The sequence below is a fragment of the Phyllobacterium sp. LjRoot231 genome (assembly GCF_964253365.1).
Lineage (GTDB): Bacteria > Pseudomonadota > Alphaproteobacteria > Rhizobiales > Rhizobiaceae > Phyllobacterium.
This window is the reverse complement of record NZ_CAXUQT020000001.1, coordinates 4559854-4576423: the sequence shown is the minus strand read 5'-3', so window position 1 is coordinate 4576423 and position 16570 is coordinate 4559854. Positions and strand designations below refer to the sequence as shown.

Below are 16570 nucleotides of genomic sequence, written 5' to 3'. Positions count from 1 at the left end.
GACTTATACGGCCCGGGCCATCTCTAGCGAGCCGTCCACGCGACCCATCCCCGTACCGTAAGCTTTAAAAGGGGGCTGGTACGCCTCCTGGTCCATGCTGTTCCGGTATACCGCTGCAGCCTGGGTGCGATTGTGAACCCGAAGCTTGCGGATAAGGTTATGCACGTGGACCTTGACGGTGTGTTCGGAGAGCGTCAGGCGATCGGCAATGATCTTGTTCTGCAGGCCTTCCGACAGAAGCTCCAGGATCTGAGTTTCGCGGAGCGTCAATGTCTTGATCTGCTTGACGACACCCGAACCGTTTTTTGCCTGGTTGCCGAATGCATGTGCCTGAGCGCCGGCCATATTATTGGAATTCTTCTCGATTGAGCGCATGATCGCCGAAGGATAATACTCGCCGCCGTTCAGCAGCAGCCAGATCACTGCCAGCCAGATATCGAGTTTGAGACTGAAAGGGAGAAGTCCCTGGACCTGCCGGTTGTCGAACAGGCTGTTCAACTCTTGTATGCCAGCGCTGTTCTCATCGATCATCATTGTTATCGATGCGCTGGGAAAGCGCTTCTTGAAGCGTGCAATGCATTCGCCTAGATCGGCAACGAACCCACTGTGAATAAGCACGAGACCGACATCTTCATCAAACTTGTCGGCTTCGACGAATTTGCTGGAAAGGTGAACATCGATATCTGGAAATGTTCTCTCAAGAGACTGAACCAGGCCCTGAAATACAGCTCCCGATTCGGCATAGATGAATATGCCACTTTTGAATTTTGATTCGCCGTCAATCTTCGATGCATAATGAATATGGTCAGGTGTTGTTCCACTCATAATAGTCCCCTACGCCCTTTGATGAGAAGAGTATTTCTCTTCAGGATTTATTTGCGTTTTCGTTTCTTGGTCCAATAAGTTCTTTTATTCATTTGCTCAACGCGACTGTAAGCCCCCGCTACCCGTGTTGATTAATAGAGGATTAATAAATGCCGCGTGACGCGGTCGTGACATGAGCAGAGGTGGATTTCGGTCCGATTCGAGCTTCCGCCTCTGGTTTCGCGTGCAAAAGACCTTGGCTGTCCGCACCAGTGCCTCCCCAATATTGCTTATAACAGCCCCCTCGTTTCCTTACCCTTTGCGCCTATGTTGGTTGCCGCAGTGAGAAAAAACGACCGTAAACGCTGAGAATCCTGGGTGCTGATTAGAGAGACGAATTGCACAGGAGGCTACAACCGGAGGTTTAAGCAATATTGGTAGCTTACGGTTGAGTTCGTTGCAGCCTAACGTCCGGCGGCTTGGATTTTGTGGTTTAGTGCGGGGGCATCCAAGTAACCACATTGTAAACATCAGTACCGTATTCGAATATGTAGTATTTTGCATTACGCAGAATGCTACGTTGACGATTGATGTTTGCTCACAACTGAACGCATAGGGAGCCTGCATCGTAACCTCGTTTGAAATGCATAGAGGTTTTGCGCGCTCCGATAAAAATCGGAGAAATAATCATGAGTGGTGGAAACAAGAACAATCAATACAACTGGCATCCAGGCAACAGCGATCCTTCTGCGACAGCTGAATCCGACGCTGCCGCATCTGCGTCCGCTGCGGCGCTTGCTCTCCAGTTGCAGGCCCAGGGACAGGGTCAGGCACAACTGGAAGCTCAAGGACAGGGTCAAGGTCAAAGCCAGGACCAGCATTCCAGTTCAGACAATTTCAATCTGAATGGTAATGGCAATCTCAATGGTAACCTTAATGGCAATCTCAATGCCAACGGCAATTTCAACGAGAGCGACAACCACAATACCAATACCAATACATCGACTACGGACGTCAACGTAACGGTTGACGTCGGCTTGGACGGCTATTTGCCAACCGATAATGATTTTGCCGATCTCGACCTTACCGGTAACACCTTCGACAACCTGTTCCTTACAGATTCAGGTAGCATCAATTTCGACCCGGGCAATGACGTTCACTTCGACAACGTCTTCAACAATGCATTCAACGGTGCGGGGACAAACACCGGCTTTGCTCTCAACCAGGTTGTTGATCTTGTCGACAATGATTCGCTCTCCGGTGTAACCCAGGCCAATGCAGGCAGTGTCACTGCAGGGGCGACTGGCGGCATCGCACATGCTGGCGACGGCATCGGTACTGACGACGGTGGGTGGGGCGGCCTTGAAAGCAGCTTCTTCGGTGGTCACGGCTCTTCCGGCGACTTCGGCGCAGGAGACGACATATCAGGTTCGAGTGCGGCAAGTGCAGCAGCGAATCTGACATCCTCGGCCTTCACGCAGGAAATCGTTCTTGGTGCCAATCTCCAGCAGAACGCCTTCGATGCTACCGTTATCAACGGCGACTACACACACAGCTCCGTCGGCGACAGCGACTCCGTATAAAAATAATAACAAGGCGAAACTGCCAGCTTTGACGATGGTCTGCGCAAAACTTGCGCAGACCATCGTGTCAAGGACGGGGCAGCCGGGATGATTGACGGGGGGAGCCATCAAGATGCTTGGGTTTGGTGATCAGATTTCGGAATCCATCGCACACTTCGCGGGTTATTTTCATGCGTCGATCGAAGCAGCGCGAGCGCGGATCGAATATCGCGAATTCAAGGCGGCGCCGGAGGGTGAGCCGCATCTCAACGGTATCCTTGCTGTTGAAACTTCACCGGACCAACAATTTGATCCCGGTTCATATCAACCTAGTCTGCACTATATGCCAACGCCCTGGTCGCCGGTCGGCGAGGTAATGATGCCATGGGTTAGTGCCGATCCAATTGAGTTGGATTCGCACGGGGTCAGAATACCTCACCACCACGCACATCTGCATTCTTCTGGATCCGGTTTCAGCATCTCAGGTCCGTCCGGCCCTTACTTTGGACAAGGTCCATCGGAAACATCCGTTGTCCTCAAGCAGACAAGCCATTTGCAGGACAATGATGTGGTAATCATGGGCACAACGGTGCCTGTGAATCTGGATTTTGCCGACGATGCGGCTTTCGCTCATCTTTCTGCGAATGCTTTTTCAATTTCTGATGCGTTCACCACAGATCACGTGCCGGGCGCCGGAGATATGGCGCAATTCTTCGCCAATGAAACGGCAAACATCCACGCGGCGGCAGATGGCCCCCTCGCCACGACCCCAGGTGTGACGGTGGTGGCAGCGTCCTCGATCGACGGTCTTTACGTCAATGGCGTTGAGACAACGACAGCGCCGGTGATCGACGATTACATACCGAACCTGTTGAGACCTGGCGAAGCGGGCAACTCGCCGGGAACGATTACGACCACGGAGCCCGCAGTCATCAACAGCGAGGATATTGTCGGGTCAGTGACCCTTCATGCAGGCGGTAATCTCATGGTGAATGAGGTCATCCTGAACAGCGTGAACTCGGTTGGTGCTCATTTCGCTGTTGCGGGCAATTACTATCACATCGATGCGATCGTCCAGACGAACGCCTACAGCGACACCGATACGTTCGAAAATGGCTTTACAGGACAGCAATCCCTGTGCCAGCCGTCGACAAACGCGATGAATATCGCCAATTTCGCCCATCATATGGATAGCGCTCAATCAGCAGATGCTTCCGGTGAAGCGCCGGTATTCCCGCAAAACTGGCAGATCACAGTCGTCAGTGGCGATCTGATCCAGATGAACTGGATCTCCCAGTATAATTTCATGTCGGACAATGACACGCATGTGCTCACGTCGAGCGGCGTCTACACGACGATTGTCACGGGCGGAAATATGCAGGTGAATTCGGCATCGTTTGCCGATCTTTGCAAATCCTTCGATCTGGTGATGATCGGCGGCCATCTCTACGATGGCAATTTCATCTTCCAGACCAACATTCTGTTCGACAATGATAAATTCACCACCGGCGGAGGCGCGGGCGAATATAGTGGCGCCTTGTCGTCGAGCGACAATCTTTTGTGGAACTCGGCCAGCATTCAAAGCGGAGATTCGACGAATTGGGTAACTGGGCTTCCGTCCCATTATCTCGAAGCCATGAACGGCTTTGCCAACGGCCACTACAATATGCCGGACGGTTTTCACAGTGATCAAACCCTTCAGGGGATCGAAGGCCTGCGGGTACTTTATATCTCCGGCAGCGTCTACGACCTCAACTATGTCCAGCAGGTGAACGTCCTCGGCGATGCTGACTACGTGGCACATTATGAGGATGCTTTGACCAGTTCGTCCGATACGGTCTGGGATATCAGCACAGGGTCGAACGCCTTGATAAATGTCGCCTCGATCGTTGATAGCGATAGCCACAGTGGCAGTTCTTATGTTGGCGGCGGTGTCTATTCGGATGCGATCCTGATCCAAGCCGAACTTGTCGATTCTCATCCAGCGCCGGCAGCGGGCCAGGGCCAGCCGCTGGCCAATGAAGTTGTGGCATTTCTCGATAATGACGCAGACACGCCGACCAACGATGGTCACGGTTCGTCCCTTCATGTTCCGGACACATCCCACTCGGTCGACGTCATGCAAACGGTTCTCGCATAAAAAGAAGAATGCTCAGGGAGCGAGAGAATTATGAAATATGATGAACAGGCTGATTTGCGGGTCATCTCGCAACACTCGCGTCAGGCTTTGGCCGGGCGCGAACATGAGCGGGTTCAATTCGACGAATTGCTCGCAGAGATGGAAAGTACGATCTCCGCGCTGTTCCGGCGGGACGTCGAGACGCCGGCATCTATAACCACCGAGCCAGTTGAAAACAATCCGCAAGGTCCCCGGGCGCAACCAAGTGCTGCGCCGACGGAACTGATCGAGCCAGTTGCGGAGTCCGTACCACTCACGCGTCAGGAACGGTCCGTGTCCCCGGTGCCGGCCAGTGCGGAAATCGGCAAAATCATCGAAGGCGATGTCGGCCCGATCAAGGCGCGGGAGCCGACCTCCGGCGGCAATGGCAAGGGTGTCGTTGACAATGGTGGTGGCAGCGGCTTCCATCAGCGCGTGACTGCTATCAGCTTCAGCGATAGCTTCAAAAACGGCGTCAATGCCGTTCGCCGGAACCTCATCATCGCAATGGGCTTTACGATCTTCCTTAACATCCTCGTCCTGGCGATTCCGATCTATCTCTTCCAGATATCTGACCGCGTGCTCACCAGCCGATCGACGGATACGCTCGTCATGCTCACACTGGTCATCGTGGGTGCGGTCATCGTGCAGGTGATCCTCGACGCAATCCGGCGCTTCATCCTGATGCGAACCGCTGTTGAGGTCGCCGTGCAGCTCGGCGCACCGATCCTCAGTGCTGCAGCGCGCGCCTCGCTGCATGGCAATGGCAAGGATTACCAGGTACTGGGTGACCTTCAGCAGCTGCGCTCATTTCTCACATCTGGCACGCTATTGTCCTTTTTCGATGCACCGATCGCCCCCATCTTCGTTCTGGCGGTCTTCCTCGTTCATCCGCATCTCGGCTATATCGTCGTCATCTCGTCGCTGCTTCTGATCGGAATTGCATTCATTAACCAGCGTGCGACGGCAGCCTCATTTGCTGAGGCGACCAGCTTTCAAAGCCGGGCCATGCTGCATCTCGACTCCATGTCGCGAAACTCGCAGATCATCAATGCTCTCGCGATGATTCCGGAAGCGGTACGTATCTGGGGACGGGACATGGCCGGATCCTTGCGCTCCCAGGTCAAAGCGCAGGATCGAAACATCGTGTTCGCTACCCTGTCGAAATGCTCGCGTTTGCTGACGCAGGTCACCATGCTTGGGTGGGGCGCGCATCTCGCCATCGACGGTCAGATGACCGGCGGTATGGTTGTGGCAGCATCGATCATCGCCGGCCGTGCGCTGGCGCCAATCGAAGGAGCGATCGAGGGCTGGAACAGCTTCATACAGTTCCGCTCGGCATTCGGACGTATTCGTAACCTTTTGCAGAACTCACCGTTGAATTTTGAACGGCTGCGCCTGCCGGATCCGCAAGGCCGCCTCGACGTCGAGCGCATCCTTTATGTTCCGCCTCCCAACAAGAAGGTCATTCTGAACGGCATTTCCTTTACGCTTATGCCAGGCGAATCCATGGCCGTTATCGGCAATTCCGGTGCCGGCAAGACCACACTCGGCAAGATGCTGGTCGGCTCCATCCTGCCAACGTCGGGAAGCGTCCGGCTCGACCTGATGGATCTGCGAAATTGGGACCAGCGGCAGTTCGGTGAAAACATCGGCTATCTTCCGCAGGATGTGCAGCTGTTTCCGGGGACGATCAAGGCCAATATCGCCCGTATGCGTGAGGATGTCAGCGACCAGTCGATCTTCGACGCCGCAGTTCTGGCCGACGTGCACGAACTGATTGCCAGCTTTCCGCAGGGATACGAAACCATGGTCGCGGCCGACGGTGCTCCGCTATCCGGTGGTCAGAAACAGCGCATTGCACTTGCACGGGCTTTCTTTGGCAATCCGACGCTCGTCGTTCTGGACGAGCCAAATTCGAACCTTGACTCCCAAGGCGACGCGGCTCTGACCAAGGCGCTATTCCACGCCAAGAAACACAACATTACGGTGGTCACGATCACCCAGCGTCCAGCACTTCTTAGCTGTGTCGATAAGATCATGGTCTTGAACAATGGCACTGTCACCATGTTCGGCACACGGGCGACGGTAATGGAAGCCCTGTCGCGAAAAAACAAACAACAGACGCCGGTTCAAAACATCAGGGCCGCCGAATAACAAAATGAACGGGAGTGTATGAGTATGGCCACTACCACCACCGTACTGAATAGTCTGGAATGGTATGACGGCGTTCCGAGGTCAATCAAGCCATACAGCAAATTCGGTGCCGTGCTGATCCTCGTCTGCTTCGGCGGATTTGGAACATGGGCCGCTACGGCACCTCTCGCCGCAGCTGTTATCGCGCCTGGCAGTTTCGTGGCCACCGGCAAGAACAAGGTCGTACAGCACCTCGAAGGCGGAATTATCAAGGAGCTACTGGTCCGTGAGGGCGATCACGTGAAGGAGGGAGACGATCTCGTTCACCTTGATGAAACGGCCGCCCGTGCAAATTCACAGCAATTGTTCCTGCGGCAGGCGCGTCTCGAAGCGATACTGGCTCGGCTTCATGCTGTCGTTCGGGGTGAGTCTCGTTATCAGCCACCAAAGATAATTCTCGATAACCTGGCCAATCCGGAAATCCGCGCTGTCAACGACAGTCAGGATGACAATTTCGATGCTGCCCATTCAAAATATGCCAACGAACTGGAAATGATGCAGAGGAACATCTCCGCGCTGGAGTTTCGCCGCATCGGACGCAATGCCCAGATCGATGCCACCAAAACTCAGGTTGAACTTTTGAAGAATGAGTACAAGGCAAAATACTCCCTGTTCAAGAAAGGTCTGATGGCACGTTCCGAGGTGAGCGTGCTCGAGCGCGCCGTCGCTGATGGCGTAGGAACCATCGCGCGACTCGATGCCGAGATCATGGAGGTCAATGCGCAGATCGAGAAATTTCAGAAGGAAATGATTCAGACCAAGGACACGGAAAAACAGGCGGCACTTGACGAGATTCAAAGTGCGGAGGCTGAGCTCGACACCATACGGGAGCAAACCCGGCAGGCCGCTAGCGTGCTTGATCGCACCGTGGTGAAGGCGCCCGTATCCGGCACCGTCATCAGATTGTATTATCATACGTCTGGCGGCGTTATCGAAACCGGTAAACCGATTGTCGAAATCCTGCCGACGGGCGTTCCTCTGATCATCGAAGCGCAAATTCCGCGTATGCAAATTGATGAGGTGAAGGAGGGCCAGGAAGCCCATGTCCGGTTGAGCGGCCTCAACCAGCGCACCACTCCGATCATCAACGGCCGTGTCGACTACGTGTCGGCTGATTCCATGGCCGATACGACAAGCGCGCAGAAACAGGACATCTATCTCGCTCGAATCAGCATCCCCGCCAATGAGCTCGCCCGCATTCGTGGATTTACCCCGACGCCGGGCATGCCTGCGGATATTCTCATTCAAACGCACGAGCGCACGTTCTTCGAGTACCTGGCGAAGCCGGTTATCGACAGTATGTCACGTGCTTTCAGCGAATACTGAGGACCCGGAAAAACAAACAACGCCGGCAGCTTGCGGCTGCGGCGCTGTCAACTAGAGACGATACGGATAACTGCTTAGATGCAGGCCATCCAGGCAATACGGCGAATGTCAGTACGTGCGATTCCAAGATCAGCAAGGTTGCGATCGGTGCACGAACGCAGTTCGTGAAGATTCTGCCGGTACTGGCGATATTTCTGAATACGGTTGCGAAGGCTCATTGGTCTTACCCCTTTTATTGCCCTCCCTGAAAACGACTATGCTTCGATTTGCATCGATTTAAAATTGCCAATGTTGCAAGGCAGCATTGTTTTTGTTGCATAGCAGCATGCGCTCCGGGAAGCGGGGCGTCGCTAGGGCTTTTCATTGGCAGGGGCTTGCGGCTATACAGTGCCTATAAGATCTTCTGTCTATTCGGGATGAACCATTGTCACAGCCGATACCGTCCGTACGAGACAGGCTTGAGGAAAGCCTTACGCGATTGGCCGAGCGCGACACCAACGAGCGTGGCTTCGTTAAACTTTATTCTGAAATGGCCCGCAGGGAAGCCGACGCTGCCGATCGGCGTCGGCGCGAAGGCGCGAGTCTCGGACCACTCGACGGGCGGATCGTATCAATCAAGGATCTTTTTGACGTTGCCGGCGAGCCAACCTTGGCCGGTTCCATCATCCGGCGCACGGCCGATCCGGCAACGGCCGACGCTCTCATTGTTGAAAGATTGCGTGCTGCCGGCGTGGTGATCATCGGCAAGACGATCATGACTGAATTTGCCTTCACTGCGGTCGGCCTCAATCCGCACTATCCAATAGCAGCCAATGCGGTCGATCCGGAGCGCGTCGCAGGTGGATCATCCACAGGTGCGGGTATATCAGTGGCGGAAGGCACGAGCGAAATCTCTATCGGCTCGGATACCGGTGGGTCGGTCCGTATTCCGGCAGCGCTGAATGGCGTCGTCGGCTTTAAACCGACCGCCAAGCGCGTGCCGCTGCAGGGCGCGTTTCCGCTATCGCCAAGTCTTGATTCCATCGGGCCATTGGCGCTCTCTGTTGCTGATTGCGCGATCGCCGATGCCATCATGACCGGGGAGGCGGTTCCCGTCCCTGAGGCGATTTTCCTGAATGGACTGCGGATAGGTGTGCCGCGAGGGCAGCTGCTTGCGGAGATGGAAAAGCCGATTGCCGATGCCTTCGAACAATGCCTGCAGGCTTGTGCAAAAGCAGGAGCGAACATTATCGATTGTTCGATCGATGATCTGATCGATGCATTAGCCGATGCCACATCGATCGGTTCTATCGCCGGCATTGAAGCCAGCCGAGTTCACGCTGAATGGCTGCATGATGAGACGCTTGACGTCGACCAGCGCGTTCAGCGGCCGCTTTTGCGCCGTCTCGGCGTTTCGGAGTCCGACTATGTCAAACTGATGCAGAAACGGCAGGTGCTGGTGCGGGAAATGGATCGGCGCATCGCCGATTTCGGCATATTCGCCTTGCCGACAACGCCGATTGCCGCGCCAACGATCGCCTCGGTGAATGGGGACGAGGCCGTTTACAAGCAGGTGGAAACGCTGCTCTTACGCAACACGCAGATCGCCAACCAGTTCGATTTGACAGCCATCAGCTTGCCGATGCCAGGTTTGACTTTACCGGGGGGACTGATGCTCGTCGCCCAACATGGTGCGGATCGGAGGCTGCTGGCCATGGCTCGATCCGTGGAACAGCTTCTATCCTGAACTATGTAGTCTCCGGCATGTTTGAAATGATAATTATGGAACAACCGAAATAGCACTCGCAATTTTCGGTAATCTCGTCAGGATGCGCCACCAATATCTTAGAGAGGTTCTTCCGTGATCCGTCATTGTGTGTTTCTCCGTTTCCGTGACGATGTGCCATCCTCGGACCGTCAATCCATCTCTCGCGATCTTGAAACCCTATGTGCCAAGCTGCCGGGTGCGTTGACGATCAAGTCTGGTCCAAACGTCAGCCCGGAGGAGGGCATGGACAAGGGGTTTTCCGAGGGATTCATTCTCGATTTTTCCGACGCATCAACGCGTGATGCCTATCTCGTACATCCTGAACATCAGGCAATTGCCGGGCGGATCGTCTCTTCGACCGTGGGCGCGACAGACGGTGTTTTCGTTTTTGACATGGAAGTTTGAGACCGATGCAAGACAAGGAGTTTTTTATCACGCTTTTCCAGGCTGCCGTCGAGGCCGCGGATCCGGAACGTACCATTGCAGGGCATATTCCACCGAAACCGAAAGGCCGGACGATCGTTATCGGTGCCGGAAAAGGCTCTGCGCAAATGGCCAGCGCTTTCGAGAAAGCCTGGACCAGGAAATATGGGGATTCTCCGCTCGAAGGACTTGTTGTCACGCGGTATGGCTTCGGCGCACCTTGTAAACACATTGAAATCATCGAAGCATCGCACCCGGTTCCAGACGCTGCGGGTCTGGTTGCCTCGAAACGCCTGCTTGAAATAGTGTCGGGTTTGACGAAAGACGATCTTGTCGTCGCGTTGATCTCAGGCGGCGGTTCTGCGCTGCTGCCGTCGCCGCCCGAAGGCATGACACTCGATGATGAAATCACCGTCAACAAGGTGCTGCTTGCGTCTGGCGCGCCGATCGCGGCAATGAACGCAGTACGCAAGCATCTATCGACCATAAAAGGTGGACGTCTGGCCGCTGCAGCTCATCCCGCGCGAGTTTATTCGCTGATCGTCTCGGACATCCCCGGCGACACCCCGGCCTTCGTTGCCTCCGGCCCCACCGTGACCGACGAAACGACGCGGGAAGATGCGTTGAAGATCGTCGAACGCTACAATCTTGACCTGCCAGCAGCAGCGCTCGCGCATTTGCAATCCGAAAATGCCAATGCGCCGAAGCCCTCCGATGCGGTTTTTGCCGGCCATGAGCATCGCGTGATTGCCTCGGCCGGTGTATCGCTCGCAGCCGCCGCAAAGGCTGCGCGCAACTCAGGCGTCGAAGCAGTCATACTCTCCGATGCAATCGAAGGTGAAGCGCGTGAGGTTGCCCACGTCCATGCTGCCTTGGCGAAACATGTCCTTGCCAAGGATCAGCCATTCAAAAAGCCGGTTGTCATCCTCTCCGGCGGAGAAACCACGGTGACAGTTCGTGGCAAGGGTAAAGGTGGCCGCAACAGCGAGTTCCTCCTGTCACTCGCCATCGATATCGATGGCGCGGACGGCATCAGCGCCTTTGCGGCCGATACGGATGGCATTGACGGCTCGGAAGACAATGCTGGTGCCTTTGCTGATAGCACTAGCATTGCCCGGCTGTTCGCCAAGGGCCATGACGCGTCGACCTACCTCAACCGCAACGATGCCTGGACTGCGTTCAACGCGATCGGTGATTTGTTCGTCCCCGGTCCTACCGGCACCAATGTTAATGATCTGCGCGCCATTCTCATTCGCTAGATATGACTGACGCTTAATCGCCATCTTTGGGTGGTCAACAGGGGTCGATTCATGCCAGCGTCCATGCTTGGCGCTACTTCAAGAGTCTCGCGCCATTGTTTGGCGTTTACTGCAAGAGGAAAGTCGAATGCGTATAGTACTCCCCCTGGTCGCCCTGTCTCTCATGATTATCGCGGGTTGCACGACCGAACCAAAGGCCTCGTCGCCCGCAGGGCCGTTGCCAGCAAAGGATACGCATTTTGTCCCACCACCGAAATCCCTGACACAGCGTGCCACGCCCTCCAAGGAGCCTAGCCTGAGCGAGTCTGTGGCCGCGGATGCCGCGAAGCCCACTGCAGCGCAATAATCACGTTTCTGCTGTTCGAACGCCGTCTCCGACGCCACGCGTGTCGGGGCGGCGTTTTGCATTTATATCGCAGTTTAAATTCTAGAAGGGGGTTCGCAGGGGCATAAAACAACAAAACCCACCGCGGGAGGAGGTGCGGTGGGTTTCGTTGGTTATGGAAGGCCTTCTGGGAGGAGAAGAGGCCATCCGTTTCGACAGAGCCGGGAGGAGGTGACGCTGTCGAAAATTCCTGATCACAGAATAACTCAACTCGCCTGATTTAATACAGATAATATTGCATAGCAGCATTGCACTTAGTGCAATGCAGCATTTTCGCATAAGGTGCGTCACGCTCCAATCACGGGTACTTGACTATGCCTTGGGAACGGAAGCAGTCCCCATCCGTTAATAATCCATGAACGAGGCTTAAATGGCGATAATCGCTGGCCTCAAGATGTGATTGGAAGGGGCAGGAAGATGCGCTTCTACAAATCATCGATACCCATTCTGGCTGCTGTGCTCCTTGCGTCGGCGGCTGTGCTTCCGCCGGCCAATGCTTTCAATATCAAAGAGGCTTCGGAAGAAGGCAATGAAGTCAACAATAAGAAGTTCGAACAGGCTGCCTTCCTGGAAGCCCGGGCCTATATCTGCGGAACCGACGAAGCCAGCGAGGCAGTAATGAAAGCTGGAATGCGCGAAACGGGACTGCCGGAAGATATAGCGGTAGAAATTGTTTCTGATCTTGCTTCCGGCCTCATCGACAAGGCGGAAGAGTCCGGATCGAAAGAAATATGCGGAAAAGCCAAAGTGCAGCTTTCTGGCTTTTAGGGATATTATTCGATAGCCGAATAAAATAGTCCAATGCATTCATTCACTTGTGAAGCTTTCGTTCAAATTTTAAATTCATTTTATAATACATTTTGAGTAATCACGAATATTTGTAGTAATTTAGGGGCTTTTCAAGTCTCATATTTTGAGATTAATGTCCATCGTGAAGTCTTGGTGGAATCAACAAACATAATTAACCATCACTAGAAATTTCCGCGGAAGTATCGGGGAATTTGTTGATAAGCACATTGGTCGCATGGCTTTTGTCCTTGCACTAATGCGAGAAGATTTTAGTGGGATACAACTCACTATTGCGGTTCAGGATATGGAGAGAACAGCATGAACAAGAGAGCACAAACACTCGAAATATTAAAAACAGAACTCTCAAAATTGTGCACACTTGCGGACAATGAAGGTTTCGAGATGATCGCCTATTTCATCGAAACCGCGATACGTGAATCCGATGAGCAGCTGGCCCAGGAAACGCGTGCCGTGGTCGGCATGGAACTACGCCTGGAATCGTCCCGCTCCCGTCACCTCTGACAAACCTGCGTTCTCCCATTCAATCAAGCTTCAATTTTTGTGAATCATGAAATCGCACGCAGTTATTGTGCGCTTTCACTCATCGCCTATATGAGGACAATGACTCCACTATCTGTCCTTGACCTCTCACCGATTGTTGCTGGCAGCGATGCCGCACAGTCTCTCCGCAATTCGCTGGATCTTGCGCAAAACGCCGAGCGCCTTGGCTACAATCGCCTCTGGCTTGCCGAGCATCACAGCATGCGCGGTATCGCCAGTGCGGCGACGGCTGTCGTGATCGCGCATGTCGCGGCTGGCACCTCAAAAATCCGGCTTGGCTCCGGCGGTATCATGCTGCCGAACCATTCACCGTTGATGGTGGCGGAAGCCTTTGGCACGCTGGCTTCCTTGCATCCGGGCCGTATCGATCTCGGTGTCGGCCGCGCACCGGGGACGGATCAGATCACCGCCCAGGCGCTGCGTCGCAATCTCGATCAGGACATCAATGGCTTTCCACAGGATGTAGTTGAGCTAATGGGTTACTTTCGCGACCCCGAGCCCGGCCAGCGCGTCATAGCTGTTCCAGGCGCAGGCACAAAAGTGCCTGTGTGGATATTGGGCTCCAGTCTCTTCGGCGCGCAGCTCGCAGCGGCACTCGGCCTGCCTTACGCCTTCGCATCGCATTTCGCCCCTGCTGAAATGGAGCGGGCGATCGAAATCTATCGCACCCGGTTCGAGCCGTCCGAATATCTCGACAAGTCCTATGTGATGCTCGGCCTGAATGTCTTTGCTGCGGAAACCGATGACGACGCAAAGCTTCTACAAACCTCGCAGCAGCAGGCCTTCGTCAATCTGCGCACCGGTAATCCCGGACCATTACCCGCGCCGGTGAGGGGCTACGAAGATACGCTGGATATTCACGCGAAGGCGATTTTGCGTCAGGCACTATCCTGCTCGGTCGTTGGATCGCCGGAAACCGTCAAAGCCGGCGTCCGGGATTTCATTGTGCGCACGGGAGCAGACGAGATTATGGTGACCGGCCAGATTTTCGATCATCCGGCCAGAATCCGATCTTATGAGATTCTTGCCGGAGCCATGATCAAGCGGCCTGAAGCTGCACCGCTAAGCCGCCTGGCGTAAACCGCCTGCAGCCTCGATAAAGGCGATCACGTCGTCAAGGCCGTTCCTGCGCAGCATGTCGGTGAACACGTAGGGTTTGGTCCCGCGCTGAACCTTGGTATCCGCATCCATCACATCGAGATCAGCGCCGACATAGGGCGCGAGGTCCTTCTTGTTGATGATCAGCAAATCCGAGCGCGTGATACCCGGCCCGCCCTTGCGCGGTATTTTTTCGCCTTGGCAAACCGAAATCACATAGATGGTCAGGTCGGCGAGATCGGGTGAGAAAGTCGCGGCCAGATTGTCACCGCCGGACTCGATGAAGACGATATCGAGATCTGGGTGGCGCTTGTTCATCTCGGCAATGGCCTGCAGGTTGATCGTCGCGTCTTCACGGATGGCCGTATGGGGGCAACCGCCGGTCTCGACACCCATGATCCGGTCTTCCGGCAGGGCTTGCAGCCGGTTGAGGATCAGAGCGTCTTCCTTCGTGTAGATATCATTGGTAACGACAGCGATGGAATAGCGGTTGCGCAGCGCCTTGCACAGCATCTCGGTGACTGTGGTCTTGCCGGAGCCGACTGGTCCGCCAATCCCGATGCGAAGCGGTCCATTTTGCGAAATCATGAGCGAAATACCCTCGAATATTGTGTTTCATGTTGCATGGCCATGATGTCGGACATGATGGCAGCCGAGCCGAGCTCATCAAGGCTGGAATTTCCGGCACGTTCGGCCACCGCGAATATTTTCTTTTCCATTGCCGCCATCAACGATACGCCGTGGCTTTGCCCGAGCGGCACCAACCGGACGGCGCCCTGAATAAAATTGGAAACGACGGCGTGAAGATAGGCGGCAAGCGCTGGTTCACACGCAACCTGGTTCTGGGCTGCAACCATGGCGACGGCGACAGGATAGGGCATCTCGTTTGCGAGGCCGGAATCCCTGCCGCTCCAATGTCCAATAGCCTGCAAGAACGCGTTGCCTTGCAGCATGGTCTCCATGTGCCGCTCTTTTGAACCAGCCATCGCCTCGCCGAGCGCTGATATTTCGAGGCAGTTGCCACCCGTATCTGCATCCCGCCAGCTTGCCGCGAACAAGACCGCATCGTTCCAAACTGACCCGTGGGTCAGCAGATCAACAAGCCAGTCCTGCAATGATGCCTTGTCGTGGATCAAACCATCATGCACTGCCCGCTCGATGCCATGACTGTAGGAAAATGCCCCGACAGGAAAGGCCGGAGAAAGCCACGTCATCAGGCGCAGAAGCGCGGTGTTTGGGGCAAGGTCAGCCATGGGCGTGATGGTGGTGTTGATGCTCATGGTCGTGACCGTGAGCCTCCCCATGCGAATGCCCATGCCCGCTATGATATGCGCCGTGCAATGGATGGAACGGCGCGGTGATCTCGGTAACTTTCGCCCCAAGGCCCTCAAGCATTGCCTTGATTACATGATCGCGCAGGATGACGATGCGGCTTTCTTCGAGTTGCGCCGGCAGGTGCCTGTTGCCAAGGTGCCAAGCGAGTTCCGACAGATGTCGGCGATCCCGTGGCGTGACCTCGTAGAGCGCTTCATCCGCCGCAATGATCTCGGCCATCCGGCCGTCTTCGAGAATAAGCACGTCGCCATGCTCGAAGGCGATAGCCTCAGGCAGATCGACGAGGATTTGTTCGCCTTGTGACAAGGTCAGAACCTTGCGCCGCAAATGCCGCTCGTCGTGGGCCAGCACAACGCGATCGAACGGCGTGCCGTGATAATGCCCGGCGTGGTTATGGTTGGTGACACGCTTCATTGTTTCTGGCCTTCTGCGTTGAAATCATCGTTCATGCACAGGAAGAAATCAATCGGCGGTGCGTCGCCCGTCAGTTGCGAAAGCAGCGTATGCACCTGACCGCGATGATGCGTCTGGTGGTTGAAGATCTGCGTCATGCACCGGTCAAGCGTTGAAGTATATGGCTCGCCCTCCATGGTCACCCAGCGGAACAGACCAGTGATCGTGTTATCATCAAACGCGTCGACCACTTCAATGATGTGGTCGTCATAGGCGACCCGCGCTTGCCGCAATGCACCGAAATTGTCGTGCAGAATGACATCTAGAGAGGGCGGAACGTAGAGATCGCCGGTAAAGCGTCCGAACCACAATTTGTCGATGGCGAGAATGTGATTGAACGTGCCATGCACGGATTTGAAATAGGCGCGCCGGTCCGCGAAATAGTCGTCGGCGTCAAGCGCCGCAGCTGCCTGGTAAATCCGTCCGTTGGCCCATCTATTATAGTAGGCAAGCCGTCTGAAATGATCTTTCATT

The 16570-nt window shown here is 54.9% G+C and carries 17 protein-coding genes; 11 read left to right on the top strand and 6 right to left on the bottom strand.

Features of this window, described 5'->3' with window-relative positions; all coding sequences use genetic code 11:
* Window positions 1-3: 3 nt before the first annotated feature.
* On the bottom strand, window positions 4-825 hold the full coding sequence (locus tag ACSQ3H_RS22820) for a response regulator transcription factor (protein ID WP_436119151.1): 822 nt from the start codon (window positions 823-825) through the stop codon (window positions 4-6).
* Between the two features lie 668 nt (window positions 826-1493).
* Between ACSQ3H_RS22820 and ACSQ3H_RS22815 the strand changes: the two genes are divergently transcribed.
* The 4 genes from ACSQ3H_RS22815 (at window position 1494) to ACSQ3H_RS22800 (ending at window position 8046) form a co-directional block, all read left to right on the top strand.
* Entirely contained in the window at window positions 1494-2387 is an 894-nt protein-coding gene (locus ACSQ3H_RS22815) for a hypothetical protein (RefSeq protein WP_436119150.1), read from the top strand.
* Window positions 2388-2499: 112 nt separating this feature from the next.
* The gene (locus ACSQ3H_RS22810; protein WP_436119149.1) at window positions 2500-4506 is read left to right on the top strand and encodes a hypothetical protein; all 2007 of its coding nucleotides are present in this window, start codon (window positions 2500-2502) and stop codon (window positions 4504-4506) included.
* A 30-nt stretch (window positions 4507-4536) separates the two neighbouring features.
* On the top strand, window positions 4537-6681 hold the full coding sequence (locus tag ACSQ3H_RS22805; protein WP_436119148.1) for a type I secretion system permease/ATPase: 2145 nt from the start codon (window positions 4537-4539) through the stop codon (window positions 6679-6681).
* A 24-nt stretch (window positions 6682-6705) separates the two neighbouring features.
* Window positions 6706-8046, top strand: coding sequence for an HlyD family type I secretion periplasmic adaptor subunit (locus ACSQ3H_RS22800; RefSeq protein ID WP_436119147.1), 1341 nt, complete (start codon window positions 6706-6708; stop codon window positions 8044-8046).
* A 74-nt stretch (window positions 8047-8120) separates the two neighbouring features.
* Here ACSQ3H_RS22800 and ACSQ3H_RS22795 read toward each other — a convergent pair whose 3' ends face one another.
* Window positions 8121-8264, bottom strand: coding sequence for a DUF1127 domain-containing protein (locus tag ACSQ3H_RS22795; protein ID WP_436119146.1), 144 nt, complete (start codon window positions 8262-8264; stop codon window positions 8121-8123).
* A gap of 218 nt (window positions 8265-8482) precedes the next feature.
* Here ACSQ3H_RS22795 and ACSQ3H_RS22790 point away from each other — a divergent pair, with 218 nt between their 5' ends.
* The 7 genes from ACSQ3H_RS22790 (at window position 8483) to ACSQ3H_RS22760 (ending at window position 14290) form a co-directional block, all read left to right on the top strand.
* A complete protein-coding gene (locus tag ACSQ3H_RS22790; protein WP_436119541.1) occupies window positions 8483-9772 on the top strand; it encodes an amidase in 1290 nt (429 codons plus the stop codon).
* 114 nt (window positions 9773-9886) lie between these two features.
* Window positions 9887-10198, top strand: coding sequence for a Dabb family protein (locus ACSQ3H_RS22785; protein WP_436119145.1), 312 nt, complete (start codon window positions 9887-9889; stop codon window positions 10196-10198).
* Window positions 10199-10203: 5 nt separating this feature from the next.
* The gene (locus tag ACSQ3H_RS22780; RefSeq protein WP_436119144.1) at window positions 10204-11475 is read left to right on the top strand and encodes a glycerate kinase type-2 family protein; all 1272 of its coding nucleotides are present in this window, start codon (window positions 10204-10206) and stop codon (window positions 11473-11475) included.
* 127 nt (window positions 11476-11602) lie between these two features.
* A complete protein-coding gene (locus ACSQ3H_RS22775; RefSeq protein ID WP_436119143.1) occupies window positions 11603-11821 on the top strand; it encodes a hypothetical protein in 219 nt (72 codons plus the stop codon).
* Between the two features lie 456 nt (window positions 11822-12277).
* A complete protein-coding gene (locus tag ACSQ3H_RS22770) occupies window positions 12278-12628 on the top strand; it encodes a hypothetical protein (protein WP_436119142.1) in 351 nt (116 codons plus the stop codon).
* A 339-nt stretch (window positions 12629-12967) separates the two neighbouring features.
* Window positions 12968-13171, top strand: coding sequence for a hypothetical protein (locus ACSQ3H_RS22765; RefSeq protein WP_436119141.1), 204 nt, complete (start codon window positions 12968-12970; stop codon window positions 13169-13171).
* Window positions 13172-13270: 99 nt separating this feature from the next.
* Entirely contained in the window at window positions 13271-14290 is a 1020-nt protein-coding gene (locus tag ACSQ3H_RS22760; RefSeq protein WP_436119140.1) for an LLM class flavin-dependent oxidoreductase, read from the top strand.
* Here ACSQ3H_RS22760 and ureG read toward each other — a convergent pair.
* The 4 genes from ureG to ACSQ3H_RS22740 are packed head-to-tail and all read right to left on the bottom strand — an operon-like array spanning window position 14273 to window position 16569.
* The gene (gene ureG / locus ACSQ3H_RS22755) at window positions 14273-14896 is read right to left on the bottom strand and encodes an urease accessory protein UreG (protein ID WP_436119139.1); all 624 of its coding nucleotides are present in this window, start codon (window positions 14894-14896) and stop codon (window positions 14273-14275) included. The genes ACSQ3H_RS22760 and ureG overlap by 18 nt on opposite strands.
* Complete coding sequence (locus tag ACSQ3H_RS22750) at window positions 14893-15588, bottom strand: urease accessory protein UreF (protein WP_436119138.1); 696 nt, start codon at window positions 15586-15588, stop codon at window positions 14893-14895. The genes ureG and ACSQ3H_RS22750 overlap by 4 nt, the downstream gene beginning before the upstream one ends.
* Complete coding sequence (gene ureE / locus ACSQ3H_RS22745; protein ID WP_436119137.1) at window positions 15554-16057, bottom strand: urease accessory protein UreE; 504 nt, start codon at window positions 16055-16057, stop codon at window positions 15554-15556. Before ureE ends, ACSQ3H_RS22750 begins: the two co-directional genes overlap by 35 nt.
* Window positions 16054-16569, bottom strand: coding sequence for a DinB family protein (locus ACSQ3H_RS22740; RefSeq protein ID WP_436119136.1), 516 nt, complete (start codon window positions 16567-16569; stop codon window positions 16054-16056). Before ACSQ3H_RS22740 ends, ureE begins: the two co-directional genes overlap by 4 nt.
* Between the last annotated feature and the right edge of the window lies 1 nt (window position 16570).